The sequence below is a fragment of the Cupriavidus sp. MEYA8 genome, from assembly GCF_059278825.1.
On record NZ_CM181222.1, the window covers coordinates 1,225,335 to 1,237,599 of the forward strand.

Genomic DNA, 12,265 nt, shown 5'->3' on the forward strand with positions numbered 1-12,265 from the left:
CGGCGTCACCCCGGCGTCACCCCAGCGTCACCGGCTCGATCACTACATCAGTGACCGCACAAGCCACGCACGGCAGGATCAACCCTTCCTCTTTCTCATCCAGGCTCAGCCCGGGCCATTCGATCCGGTAGCGGATCGATCCGGCATGCAGCCGGCTGGCACAGGCGCGGCAAGTGCCGTTGCGGCAGGAGTTGGGCAGCGGCACGCCGTCCAGCAAGGCGGCTTCCAGCAAGCTTAGCGCGGCCGGGGCGGCAAAAGTCTGGCCGCCTGGCAGCACCTGCGCGGTGAATTCGCCGCCGATGTCCGCTATGGACGCATCGCGTTCATCCATGGGAATCGTCCTGTGCCTGCGGAAATTGCGCGCGCCCATGGGTGGCGTCGCGCAAGGCATCGCGCGCCGTATCCACTTGCGTGGCGGGAAGGCGCAGCACCAGCGTTGCCAGCGCGCCATAGGCGGTATCGGCCAGCGTGCAGCCATGTTGGGCGGCCTGTTCGATCCAGCGGCGCACGCGTGGCTCGTCGGCATAGTCGATCGATATCGTCAGCGTGGCGTAGGCGATGCGCTCGATGCGTTCGGCCGATTTCAGCGCGGCGGCGATGGCATCGGTGTAAGCGCGCACCAACCCGCCAGCGCCCAGCTTGACGCCGCCGTAGTAACGCACCACCGCGGCCAGCACGCCGTCGAGGTCGTGGTGGCGCAGCACTTCCAGGATCGGCCGGCCGGCGGTGCCCGAAGGTTCGCCGTCGTCGGACATGCCCGACGCGCCGCCGGCGAGCAGCGCCCAGCACACATGGGTAGCGGTGGGGTGTTCCGCGCGCAGCGCCTGCAGCGCGGCCATGGCCGCGTCGCGGTCGGCCACCGGCAAGGCCAGGGCCAGGAAACGGCTCTTGCGGATTTCGACTTCGGCCTGGACAGGGTGGGCTAGCGTGTAGGTCGGCAAGCGGGAAGGGCGGAAAAAGCTGGAAGAAGCTGCGCGGTGCGGCCGCGGACAGAAGCGGGAAGTGTACCGCAGCGGATGAGGCACCCCGGCCGTGGCTCCCATGTGAAGTGTTGCATCGTCAACTTCCTGTCACAAAGACGCCCTACGATCTCCGGCTGTCGGGCGCAATGCCGCCCGCCGCCCGCCTGTGCCAACAGGTGCCCGGCCGCCCGCGCGGTGCCGGCGCGATCAAGCGGTCAAAAAAACCAGATCCATCCCTTTCCCCGGATAAAACCATGCAACAACAACCTGATGCTGGCCGCCGCAAGGCCCTGAAACTGCTGGCGGGCGCGCCGATGCTTCCGTTTGGCCTGGCTTCCGCCGGCCTGCTGGCCGGCTGCGGCGGCAGCGACGATGCCGTGGCCGCGCCCGCCACTGGCCCGGCGCCTGGCGCCACCTTCACCACGGCCGAGTTCATTCCCATGAGCGCGCCCACGCTGTCGGATGCCGCCGCGATGGCGACCACCACTGTCGGCTCGAGCCTGAAGGTGTCGTTCAGCGACGGCAGCAGCACCACCTACAAGCTTGCCTACCAGCCGTTCTTCGTCACCGGCGACACGCTGCCGGACGGCAAGGGCGGCACCATCGTGGCCGGCGGCTACTACAACATCAACAACCAGCCGATCATGGACACCTCCGTGGCCGGCAAGGAACGCCAGTTCTTCTCCGACGCACCGGACGGCAGCTCGCTGCTGAAGCTGGCCAACCCGACGGTGCCCGGCGTCAAGGGCAATACCGTGTTTGCGGTGGTGCAGTTCGAGTACACCTCGCGCAACCAGAACAACACCAGCATGTACGGCCTGCTGCCGTCGCCGATCGCTGTCGTGACGCTGGACCAGGACCCGGCCACCGGCAAGCTGACCCCGGTGAAGTACCACAACGTCGATACCTCCGGCGTCAACGGCCTGTGGATCACCTGCGGCGCGAGCCTGTCGCCGTGGAACACCCACCTGTCGAGCGAAGAGTACGAGACCGACCTGAAGGACGCCGCGGCGGTCACGCAACTGCAGGGCTACAGCCAGAACCTGTATGGCGACCCCGCCAGGGCCAATGCCTACAACTATGGCCACCTGCCCGAAGTGACGGTCAACCCCGACGGCACCGGCACCATCAGGAAGCACTACTGCCTGGGCCGCATCTCGCACGAACTGGTGCAGGTCATGCCCGACGAGCGCACCGTGCTGATGGGCGACGATGCCACCAACGGCGGCTTGTTCATGTTTATCGCCGACAGCGCGCGCGACCTGTCCAGCGGCTCGCTGTACGTGGGCAAGTGGCAGCAGACCTCGGGCGTCGGCCCGGGCAGCGCCACGCTGTCGTGGATCAAGCTGGGCAGCGCCACCAGTGCCGAGATCCGCGCGCTGGTCGATGGCGGCATCAGGCTGGCCGACATCATGGACGTGCAGACCGTCAACCCGAACGACAGCAGCTACACCCGCGTCCTGTACAACGGCAAGGCCAACTGGATCAAGCTGGTGCCGGGCATGGAAAAGGCCGCGGCCTACCTGGAAACCCACCGCTACGCCGCGCTGGTCGGCGGCAGCCTGGGCTTCACCAAGATGGAAGGCACCACGGTCAACATCAGGGACAAGAAGGCCTACTCGGCGATGTCGCGCATCGAGTCGAGCATGCTCACCGGCAACGCCGCCAACCAGGGCGACATCCAGGTCGAAGGCCCGTACTCCGGCGCCGTCTATGAGCTGAACCTGAAAGGTGGACAGACCGACAAGAGCGGCAACGCCATCAACAGCGAATGGGTGCCGGTCGACATGGCCGCGGTGCCGGCACTGGTCAGCGAAGACCTCGGCGGCGGCAAGATGAAGCAGCAGGATGCGCTCGGCAACTTCGCCAACCCGGACAAGGTCGCCACGCCCGACAACCTCAAGTTCTCGGAGAAGCTGCGCACGCTGTTCGTCGGCGAGGACAGCAACACCCACGTCAACAACTTCCTGTGGGCCTACAACGTCGACACCAAGGTGCTCAGCCGCGTGCTGTCGTGCCCGGCCGGCGCCGAGTCGACCGGCTTGCATGCGGTGGACGAGATCAACGGCTGGACCTACGTGATGAGCAACTTCCAGCACGTGGGCGACTGGGAATCGCCGCTGCATGACGTGGTCAAGCCGACGCTGGACCCACTGGTGCGTGCCAATTACAAGGACCGCTTCGGCGCGGCGGTGGGGTACCTGACCGGCGACCCGACGGGCGTGAAGCTGGCGAAGGCCTGACCGCAAGCGGGCGCTGTAGCATGAAGGCGGCGGCCTTGGCCGCCGCCAGTGCATCCCGGGTCCGCGCAGACTCTGCTACGCTAGCCGTTCACCCGGCAAACGAGCCAGTCGCCATGACCGACCAGACCCACGACCCCGACGCACGCCGCATGGCGCCCGCCACCGAGCGCAATCGCGAGCCCATCCTCGCGGTGCTGCGCAATGTGCTGCCCGCCAGCGGCACGGTCCTGGAAATCGCCAGCGGCACTGGCCAGCACGCGGTGCACTTTGCCGCGGCGTTTCCAGGCCTGACCTGGCAGCCGAGCGATCCCGACCGTGCCGCGCGTGAATCGATCGCCGCATGGACCGCGCATGCGGGGTTGGCCAATGTGCGCGCGCCGCTGGACCTTGACGTGTGCCGCCAGCCCTGGGGCATCGATGCGGCCGATGCGATGGTCTGCATCAATATGCTCCATATCTCGCCGTGGGCCGCGGCCGAAGCACTGTTCGCAGGCGCAGGGAGGCTGCTGAAGCCTGGCGGCGTGCTCTACCTGTATGGTCCCTATCGCCGCGGCGGCGCACATACCGCGCCGAGCAATGCCGCCTTCGACGCCCAGCTGCGCGCCACCGACGCTGACTGGGGCGTGCGCGACATGGAGGACGTGGTTGCGCTGGGCGCCGCACAGGGATTGCGCTGCGACGAGCCGGTGCCGATGCCGGCCAACAACTTCAGCCTGGTGTTCCGCAAATAGGCGCATGCGCGGCGCGTGAAAGCGCAGGGGTGGAACACCGGAAGCGCGAAAGCGGAAAGCGCAGCGGGGCACCATCCTACGCCACGGGCCCCGCGGCCGCTTTGCACTAAAATCTTCCGTTCATTTCGATCCAGCGACGCCGTTGCCCCCAGGGCCCTGCCGCGCCGCGCCCGCCACGGAGAACACGATGAAGGTCCAGAACATCCTGCAGACGATCGGCAATACCCCGCATATCCGCATCAACCGCCTGTTCGGCAGCGGGCACGAAGTCTGGATCAAGTCCGAGCGCAGCAATCCCGGCGCCTCGATCAAGGACCGCATTGCGCTGTCGATGGTCGAAGACGCCGAGCGCCGTGGCGTGCTGAAGCCAGGCGGCACCATCATCGAGCCGACCTCCGGCAATACCGGCATAGGCCTGGCAATGGTGGCCGCGGTCAAGGGCTACAAGCTGGTGCTGGTGATGCCGGACAGCATGTCGATCGAGCGCCGCCGGCTGATGCTGGCCTACGGCGCCAGCTTCGACCTGACTCCGCGCGAGAAGGGCATGAAGGGCGCGATCGCGCGTGCCGAGGAACTGGTTGCCGCCACGCCCGGCGCCTGGATGCCGCAACAGTTCGAGAACCCCGCCAACATCGACGTGCACGTGCGCACCACCGCGCAGGAAATCCTGAACGACTTCCCCGAAGGGCTTGACGTGCTCATCACCGGCGTCGGCACCGGCGGCCACCTGACCGGCTGCGCCCGGGTGCTGAAGGACAAGTGGCCGCAGCTCAAGGTCTTCGGCGTCGAGCCGGTGGCCTCGCCGGTGATCTCCGGCGGCGCGCCGGCACCGCATCCGATCCAGGGCATCGGCGCGGGCTTTATCCCGAAGAACCTCGACACCGCGCTGCTCGACGGCGTGATCCAGGTCGATGCCGAACCCGCGCGCGAGATGGCCCGCCGCTGCGCGCGCGAAGAAGGCATCCTGGTCGGCATCTCGTCCGGCGCGACGCTGGCCGCGATCGCGCAGAAGCTGCCGGAGCTGCCCGCCAATGCGCGCGTGCTCGGCTTCAACTACGACACCGGCGAACGCTACCTGACGGTGGAGGGTTTCCTGCCGGCCTGAGCCACTGGCCGGCAGCGAGGCCGCGCCAGGCAGTGGGGGATGGGTGCCGTCAGGAGGACAAGCCGTGGCGCTTGTGCCAGTCGGCCAGCGATTCCTCCGGCCACGTGTCGCAGCGCACGTGGCCCTTGCCCTTGGGCACATCGACCCATGGCGCGGCGGATTCCAGCGAGGCTTCCACCACCTCGGGCGGGCGCGGCAGCGGCGTGTCGATGGCCGAGGCATGCGGATACACCAGCTCCGGCCAGCGCGGATCCCACAGCCACAGCGCGCTGCCGCACTTCACGCAGAAATGCCGCTGTGCCGGCGAGCGCCGCGCGCGCTTGCCCGGCTCGCGCAGCACCGCGTGGTAGATGCCCAGGTGTTTGCGCCCGCGCACGTGCAGCGTGGCGGCATCGCCGCCGATATTGATCGCATAGCCGCCGCCGCCGGCGGTCTTGCGGCAGATCGAGCAATGGCAGTGCATGTACGGGCACGGCGAGTCCGATTCCAGCGAGAAATGGACGGCGCCACAATGGCAGGAGCCTTCGAGATGCATGGTGGGATCCTTTGCGCGTTGGCGTTTTCGGCAGTCCCTTGACTGTAGAAAACCCTGCCCAAAGTGCAAAACCAAGCCGCGCCAGGCTCGCGTCACAGCGCCTTGCGGAACGTCAGGTTGACGCGCGCGCGTCCCAGCAGCGGATGATCCCCATCGGCCAGCGGCGCCACGCCGTGGAAGGCCAGCCGCGACGGGCCGCCCCACACCACCACGTCGCCATGCGCCAGCCGCACGCGCTGCGGCCGGTCCGCGCGGCGCATGCCGCCGAACAGGAATACCGCTGGCAAGCCCAGCGAGACCGATACGATCGGCGCGCCGAAGTCGCGTTCATCGCGGTCCTGGTGCAGCGACAGGCGCGTGCCCGGCACATAGCGGTTGACCAGGCAGGCATCGGGCGCGAAGCCGGCAAAGCCGGCTTGCGCCGCCGCTTCGGCCGCCAGCGCGCGCAATCGCGGCGGCATCGCCGGCCAGGGCTGGCCGCTCAGCGGGTCCGTGCGGTCATAGCGGTAGCCGCGGGCATCCGAGACCCAGCCCGCATCCCCGCAGTTCGTCATCGCCACCGACATCGTCAGGCCGCCAGGCGTCACCATGTGGCGCAGCGGGGCCGCGGCAATCACCGCCTGCACGTCGGCGAGCAGGGCCTCTGCATCCGCGCGCGCCAGGCCGCGCAGCACCACTGCGCCGTCCGCCAGGGGCTCGGGCGCAGAATCGGCAGGGGCGGTGTCGTCGAGGTTGTCGAAGAGGTCGAAGGTCATGGCCTGAGGATAGACGCGTCGGACCGCGCGTGCGGAAAAATCAATAACTTAGCACTGAAGGACGCGTCAGCCCCCAATGCGGACAACCTCGCAGACCGGACATGACAGATCCGGCGGACATGGAAGGAGACAACCCTGATGCAACGACGTCGCATTTTGCGCATCGCACTGGCTGCCACCGGCCTCGCGCTGACGGCACCTCTCGGCACGCAGGCACTGGCTGCCGACGATTTCCCGACCCGCCCGATCCGGCTCATCGTCCCTTATGGCGCTGGTGGCGTCACCGACCAGGTGACGCGCGCACTGGCTGAGGCGGCCAGCCGTGAATTGGGCCAGGCGATTGTGGTGGAAAACAAGATCGCGCCCGGCGCCTCGCGGAGGCTTGGCCGCGACTATCCTTTCGCTATTCGTTCCGAGCATATCAGGTGTTGGAATTTTTGATTTTACGATGGCGCGGACGCTTCCTACACTCCCCAGACAAAAGAAGCATGCGGAGACAGACATCGTGATTACCTCACTATCGCCAACTTGCGCGAAGCCCTGGCCGCGACCAGCCTGGACGACTAAGACACTCTCGAAAAAGCCCGCGTCTACATGAGCGGCACCATGCGCTGGTTCCGGCTTTATCTCCGTGTCCCCGCGGCCTGATCGGTCCGGATAATTCCAACAAATACCGGGGCCGGTGCGCGACCTGCGTGCCGGCAAGCCGTGCTGTCGACCCCGGCAGCACGCTCCCCGCAAGCCGCGCGCCCGCATGACTCGTCGCCACCCGGCGCGGGCCCGTGCGAACGCTCGGCAGCACATGAAGGAGACCCCTATATGAGCTTGTTCCGAACCAAAGACATTGACGCCATGCTGGTGGACCGCAACGCCGGCGGCCTGAAGAAGGTGCTGGGTCCGATGGACCTCGTGCTGATGGGCATCGGCGCCATCATCGGCACCGGCATCTTCGTGCTGACCGGCACCGGCGCTTTGACCGCGGGCCCGGCGCTGACCGTGTCTTTCGTCATTGCGGCCATGGCCTGCGGCTTCGCCGCGCTGTGCTACGCCGAGTTCGCCTCCGCCATCCCGGTGTCGGGATCGATCTATACGTATAGCTACGCGACTCTGGGCGAGATCATCGCCTGGATGATCGGCTGGGACCTTCTGCTCGAATACGGTCTGGCTACCTCGGCGGTTTCGGTAGGATGGTCGGGATACTTCCAGTCGCTGGTGGCAGGTTTCGGCCTGCATTTACCGACGGCGCTGACGGCAGCTCCGGGGGCGGTGCCAGGCGTGACCACCTTGTTCAACCTGCCGGCTTTCCTGATCATGTTAGTCACCACTTGGGTGGTGTCCTGCGGCGTGCGGGAGTCGGCCCGCCTCAATAACGTGATGGTGGCGATCAAGATTGCGGTGGTGGTGCTGTTCATCGCGGTCGGCGTCTGGCACGTCAAGCCGGCCAACTGGCAGCCATTCGCGCCGTTCGGGGTATCCGGCATCTTCAATGCGGCGGCGCTGGTTTTCTTCGCCTTCATCGGTTTCGATGCGGTGACCTCCGCCGCCGAGGAAGTGCGAAATCCGCACCGCGACCTGCCGGTGGGTATCATCGGCTCGCTGACGGTCTGCACAGTGCTATACGTGATAGTCGCGGCCATCATGACTGGCGTCGTCCCCTTCACCAAGTTCGCCGGCGTCGACCATCCCGTGTCGCTGGTGCTGCAGTACGCGGGACAGAACTGGGTGGCCGGCTTTGTCGACCTGGGCGCTATTCTGGGCATGACCACAGTGATCCTGGTGATGACCTTTGGCCAGACTCGCGTGATTTTTGCCATGTCTCGCGATGGCCTGCTGCCCGCCAGGCTGTCGTCGGTGCACCCGTTGCACGCCACGCCGTTCTTTGCCACGTGGACCGTCGGCATTGTGTTCGCGATGATCGCCGCCTTCGTGCCGCTCAATGTGCTGGCCGAGTTGATCAATATCGGCACGCTCGCCGCCTTCACGCTCATTTCAATCGCGGTGCTGGTACTGCGCCGGACCCGTCCCGAACTGAAGAGGGCCTTTCGCTGCCCCGGCGTGCCGGTGGTTCCGCTGCTATCGGTTGGCTTCTGCCTGTTCCTGATGGCGCACCTTCAAGCGCTGACCTGGGTCGCCTTCCTCACGTGGCTCGGGATCGGGCTGTCGGTCTACTTTCTGTACGCGCGCCGCAATGCGGTGCTGCACGGTGGCACCAGGTAGCACGCGGGGCCGGCCGTAGAAGCCTGCATGGACGCCACCGTTTGCCACTGAAAAGCGTGTGAATGGATGTAGAGGCCAACCTTGGGGTAAGCGAAAACCCCAACCGCTTCCACGCCCGGATCTGAGTAAGATGCCAACCCGGCGCTGGCGCGACACAATCGCCCGCCGCCGAACCCGATGGGGGCTCCGCGCCCATCAAAGCCGCACCGCACTGCAACCCAGGCGGTGTGCCAAGGAAGGCAGAGCTACAGCTTTGCATTCCCCACGTCATGGAGAAGAAGTTGAACGACCGTACCCACGCGGCCGCTGTCCGCCTGTTCGGCACTGGCGAAGGCCTGTCCCACGAGCGCGTGACGCTCGCCACTGATCCGCAATCCGGCCTGCAGGCCATCATCGCCATCTACAACACCAGACTGGGCCCCGCCTTCGGCGGCTGCCGGTACTGGACCTATTCCGCCGAGACCGAGGCGCTGTCCGACGCCCTGCGCCTGTCGCAGGGCATGGCTTACAAGAACGCCCTCGCCGGGCTGCCTTTCGGCGGCGGCAAGGCTGTGATCCTGCGCTCGCCGGCGCAGACGGACCGCCAACAGCTCTTCCGCGCATTCGGCCGCATGGTGGAGTCGCTGCGAGGCAGCTATATCACGGCTGAAGACGTGGGCACGACGGTGGACGACATGCGCGCTGTCCAGGCCGAGACCGGCTACGTCAGCGGCATGCCGCGCGACGGCGGATTCGGTGGCAACCCCTCGCCGTGGACAGCTTATGGCGTGTTCGTCGGTATTCAGGCGGCGGCGCAGTACCGCCTGGACCGCAAGTCGCTCGCGGGGCTGTCAGTGGCCGTCCAGGGACTGGGGTCGGTAGGCTGGGAACTCTGCCGCCGCCTCCATGAGGCGGGTGCGAACCTGACCGTGGCGGATATCGATGCCGGGCGCGCATCGCAGGCGCAACAGCAATTTGGCGCACACGTCGTATCGCCGGAAGCCATTACGGGCGCGGATGTCGACGTATTTGCACCTTGTGCGCTGGGTGCCGTCATCACCCCGGCCGTGGCCGAAAGCTGCCGCTTCCAGATCATCGCCGGCGGCGCAAACAACCAACTCGCTTCACTGGCCGAAGGCGACACCTTGCATCAGCGCGGCATCTTCTATGCGCCGGATTTCCTCATCAATGCCGGTGGCATCGTAAGTTGCGCCCGGGAATACCTCGGCGGCGTCGACGATTCAGCCCTTCGCGACGAAGTGGCCGGTATCCGCGATCGGGTGCTCAGGCTCGCGCAACGCGTAGAGTCGGCAGGCGAGGCGCCGGCACGCGAGGCGGTGAAGTGGGCGCACGAGGTGTTGTCGCACGGCATCGGGTTGCACTGAGCTGTCACCCCGACCCGGAGAAGGTATATGAACGGACACCCGAAGCCCCACAGTTCGGCCAGCGCCGGCGACAAGCTCGTCATCTTTGACACCACCCTGCGCGATGGCGAACAGTCGCCCGGCGCGGCGATGGCCATCAGGCAGAAAATCGCGATCGCGGAACAGCTGGACGCCCTGAACGTCGATGTCATCGAAGCTGGCTTTGCAGCCAGCTCGGATGGCGACCACGACGCCATCAAGGAGATTTCCCGGCAAGTAAAAGGCAGCGTGATCTGCTCGCTTGCCCGTGCCAACGAGCGGGATATCGAGAGAGCCGCCAATGCGCTGAGCGGCGCGAGAAGATCCCGCATCCACACCTTTATTGCAACGTCAGCGTTGCACATGGAGAAGAAGCTGCGCATGACCCCGGAGGAGGTATCTCTGCGGGCCCGCACTGCTGTCCGCTTCGCGCGAAAATTCACGGACGACGTGGAATTCAGCACTGAGGATGGGAGTCGATCGGACCCGGATTTCCTCTGTCGCGTGATCGAGGGTGTCATCGACGAAGGGGCGACCACGATCAACTTTCCCGACACCGTTGGCTATGCCATGCCCGCCGAATTCGCCGAAGGACTCAGGAAGCTTCGCGAGCGTATTCCCAACTCCGACAAGGCCGTATGGTCAGTCCATTGCCACAATGATCTCGGCCTGGCCGTTGCCAACTCGCTAGAGGCCGTCAGACATGGTGGCGCGCGTCAGATCGAATGCACCATCAACGGGCTTGGCGAGCGCGCAGGCAATGCGTCTCTGGAAGAGGTCGTCATGGCAGTAAAGACCAGGCGCGACCTGTTCGGACTAGATGTTGGAGTGAACACCGCCCATTTGCTCGCTGCGTCCAGGGCTGTCTCTGAGGCCACGGGATTCAGCGTTCCACCCAACAAGGCGGTGGTTGGTGCAAATGCCTTCGCCCATGCTTCCGGTATTCATCAAGATGGCATCCTGAAAGCGCGCGAGACCTATGAAATCATGCGACCGGAAGACGTCGGATGGGACAAAGGCGCGCTCGTGCTTGGCAAGCTTTCTGGTCGGAATGCTTTCAGGCACAGGGTTCAGGAGCTGGGCATGCATTTTCGCGACGACGAAATGCTATCCGCCGCCTTCGCGCGCTTCAAGCGACTGGCGGATACCAAGCCCGAGATCACCGATGATGATCTGAGAGACATTGCCTTTGGCGTGGCGGAATCCCGCACATTCAGCGCCTGATAAGCGGGGCCGGCCACGTCGCCGGCAGCTACCACAGGCGGCGCTGGGGACAGCGCCGCCTGTACGGATCGCCGAACGTCGGGACAAGCCGACACCGGAATTCCGGTATCCGCTAACCTCTGGCGCCAGCACACCAGTACGCGGGCGGGTGGCTAAAACACGGGTAGCGAACCGAAGCTGCGACTGGCAGCTACTACACCAATCGCAGATCCCACAGCGCATCCAGTACGTGTTGGGTGGAGCGTTCAACGTACCCCGCACGATGCGCGATGCCGAGCCGACGCCATAACGCCGGGCGCAGCGGACGCATGACGATGCGCTTGTCCGGCAATGGCGTGGTGGCCTCGTGGGGCAACAGCGCCGCGCCGTAACCCGCCGCGACCAGGCTCTTGATCGCGTCGTTGTAGTTGAGCTGAATGCGTGGTGCGGGATGGTGTCCCGCGGCCGCGAACCACTCCGCAGTCTGACGCGAGAGGCGCGTGGTCGCATCATTAAGAATCAGAGGCTGGGCGGCGAGCCAGTCCGGCGTGACGCGGGCCGGGCACTGCCAATGCGCCGGCACGAAGGCCATCACGGGGTCGCGGCGCCAGGGCTTTATCACCAGTCCGGCCACCGGCGGCTGAGGCAGTGCAACCAGCCCGATATCCAGCGTGCCGTCCGCCAGCCGGGACAGTGTTTCCTGCGAAGTGAGGACCGCAATCTGGATGTCGATGGCGGGATGCTGCTGGCGCAGCACCTCGAGCGCCTGTGGCAGCAGGTGCGCGATCGCGCCAGTCGACGCACCGAGCCGGACGCGCCCTTCGAGCCCCTCCACCTGTCGTTGAATATCGTCCAGCGCCTGCTCCGCGTCGGCCAGCAGCCGACGCCCGCGCTCCACCAGCACCTCTCCGATCGCCGACGGCCTTACCTGTCCGCGTTTTCGCGACAGTAGCGGTGCTCCGATGCGTCGTTCCAGGTCAGCGATGTGGAGGCTGACCGTGGGCGGCGCAAGGTGCAAGGCACGCGCCGCCTCGGCGAATGAGCCATGGTCGGCAATGGCGACCAGCGTGCGCAGGCGGTCCAGGCTGATCTCTCGCATGTCGGCTCCGGATTCAGGAAAGCTGAATGTCAG

11 protein-coding genes and 1 pseudogene are annotated in these 12,265 nt (G+C 66.1%); 7 read left to right on the forward strand and 5 right to left on the reverse strand.

What is annotated here, in order from left to right:
- Positions 1-16 precede the first annotated feature (16 nt).
- Both AC5WJ1_RS22680 and AC5WJ1_RS22685 read right to left on the reverse strand, forming a co-directional pair.
- Positions 17-331: a 2Fe-2S iron-sulfur cluster-binding protein gene (locus AC5WJ1_RS22680; RefSeq protein ID WP_135703284.1), complete on the reverse strand. Its 315-nt coding sequence runs from the start codon at positions 329-331 to the stop codon at positions 17-19.
- On the reverse strand, positions 324-941 hold the full coding sequence (locus AC5WJ1_RS22685; protein WP_133095655.1) for an IMPACT family protein: 618 nt from the start codon (positions 939-941) through the stop codon (positions 324-326). The genes AC5WJ1_RS22680 and AC5WJ1_RS22685 overlap by 8 nt, the downstream gene beginning before the upstream one ends.
- A 275-nt stretch (positions 942-1,216) precedes the next feature.
- Here AC5WJ1_RS22685 and AC5WJ1_RS22690 point away from each other — a divergent pair, with 275 nt between their 5' ends.
- From AC5WJ1_RS22690 to cysK, 3 genes are all read left to right on the forward strand, one after another.
- Complete coding sequence (locus AC5WJ1_RS22690) at positions 1,217-3,205, forward strand: PhoX family protein (RefSeq protein WP_195430262.1); 1,989 nt, start codon at positions 1,217-1,219, stop codon at positions 3,203-3,205.
- A gap of 113 nt (positions 3,206-3,318) precedes the next feature.
- The gene (locus AC5WJ1_RS22695; RefSeq protein WP_135703282.1) at positions 3,319-3,936 is read left to right on the forward strand and encodes a DUF938 domain-containing protein; all 618 of its coding nucleotides are present in this window, start codon (positions 3,319-3,321) and stop codon (positions 3,934-3,936) included.
- Positions 3,937-4,123: 187 nt separating this feature from the next.
- Entirely contained in the window at positions 4,124-5,041 is a 918-nt protein-coding gene (gene cysK, locus AC5WJ1_RS22700) for a cysteine synthase A (RefSeq protein WP_133095658.1), read from the forward strand.
- Between the two features lie 49 nt (positions 5,042-5,090).
- Here cysK and AC5WJ1_RS22705 read toward each other — a convergent pair whose 3' ends face one another.
- The gene (locus tag AC5WJ1_RS22705; protein WP_133095659.1) at positions 5,091-5,576 is read right to left on the reverse strand and encodes a GFA family protein; all 486 of its coding nucleotides are present in this window, start codon (positions 5,574-5,576) and stop codon (positions 5,091-5,093) included.
- A gap of 92 nt (positions 5,577-5,668) precedes the next feature.
- Positions 5,669-6,331 (reverse strand): DNA oxidative demethylase AlkB, encoded by a 663-nt coding sequence (gene alkB / locus AC5WJ1_RS22710; protein WP_195430259.1) that lies wholly within the window; start codon positions 6,329-6,331, stop codon positions 5,669-5,671.
- A 138-nt stretch (positions 6,332-6,469) separates the two neighbouring features.
- Here alkB and AC5WJ1_RS22715 point away from each other — a divergent pair, with 138 nt between their 5' ends.
- From AC5WJ1_RS22715 to AC5WJ1_RS22730, 4 genes and pseudogenes are all read left to right on the forward strand, one after another.
- The gene (locus tag AC5WJ1_RS22715) at positions 6,470-6,772 is read left to right on the forward strand and encodes a type 2 periplasmic-binding domain-containing protein (protein ID WP_240745746.1); all 303 of its coding nucleotides are present in this window, start codon (positions 6,470-6,472) and stop codon (positions 6,770-6,772) included.
- Positions 6,773-7,150: 378 nt separating this feature from the next.
- Entirely contained in the window at positions 7,151-8,548 is a 1,398-nt protein-coding gene (bcaP, locus tag AC5WJ1_RS22720) for a branched-chain amino acid transporter BcaP (protein WP_434034367.1), read from the forward strand.
- Between the two features lie 269 nt (positions 8,549-8,817).
- Positions 8,818-9,912 (forward strand): Leu/Phe/Val dehydrogenase, encoded by a 1,095-nt coding sequence (locus AC5WJ1_RS22725; RefSeq protein ID WP_135703279.1) that lies wholly within the window; start codon positions 8,818-8,820, stop codon positions 9,910-9,912.
- 27 nt (positions 9,913-9,939) lie between these two features.
- Positions 9,940-11,133 (forward strand): annotated as a pseudogene (locus AC5WJ1_RS22730) (2-isopropylmalate synthase); the annotation flags it as partial.
- Between the two features lie 214 nt (positions 11,134-11,347).
- Here the strand turns inward: AC5WJ1_RS22730 and AC5WJ1_RS22735 are convergent.
- Complete coding sequence (locus AC5WJ1_RS22735; protein ID WP_133095664.1) at positions 11,348-12,232, reverse strand: LysR family transcriptional regulator; 885 nt, start codon at positions 12,230-12,232, stop codon at positions 11,348-11,350.
- Positions 12,233-12,265: the final 33 nt, after the last annotated feature.

Excerpts from the sequence above, each read along its gene's own strand:
- AC5WJ1_RS22695 (WP_135703282.1), top strand. The coding sequence starts at position 3,319 with ATGACCGACCAGACCCACGACCCCGACGCACGCCGCATGGCGCCCGCC.
- AC5WJ1_RS22725 (WP_135703279.1), top strand. The coding sequence starts at position 8,818 with ATGGAGAAGAAGTTGAACGACCGTACCCACGCGGCCGCTGTCCGCCTG.
- AC5WJ1_RS22705 (WP_133095659.1), bottom strand. The coding sequence starts at position 5,576 with ATGCATCTCGAAGGCTCCTGCCATTGTGGCGCCGTCCATTTCTCGCTG.
- AC5WJ1_RS22715 (WP_240745746.1), top strand. The coding sequence starts at position 6,470 with ATGCAACGACGTCGCATTTTGCGCATCGCACTGGCTGCCACCGGCCTC.
- AC5WJ1_RS22735 (WP_133095664.1), bottom strand. The coding sequence starts at position 12,232 with ATGCGAGAGATCAGCCTGGACCGCCTGCGCACGCTGGTCGCCATTGCC.
- AC5WJ1_RS22690 (WP_195430262.1), top strand. The coding sequence starts at position 1,217 with ATGCAACAACAACCTGATGCTGGCCGCCGCAAGGCCCTGAAACTGCTG.
- alkB (WP_195430259.1), bottom strand. The coding sequence starts at position 6,331 with ATGACCTTCGACCTCTTCGACAACCTCGACGACACCGCCCCTGCCGAT.
- AC5WJ1_RS22680 (WP_135703284.1), bottom strand. The coding sequence starts at position 331 with ATGGATGAACGCGATGCGTCCATAGCGGACATCGGCGGCGAATTCACC.
- bcaP (WP_434034367.1), top strand. The coding sequence starts at position 7,151 with ATGAGCTTGTTCCGAACCAAAGACATTGACGCCATGCTGGTGGACCGC.
- cysK (WP_133095658.1), top strand. The coding sequence starts at position 4,124 with ATGAAGGTCCAGAACATCCTGCAGACGATCGGCAATACCCCGCATATC.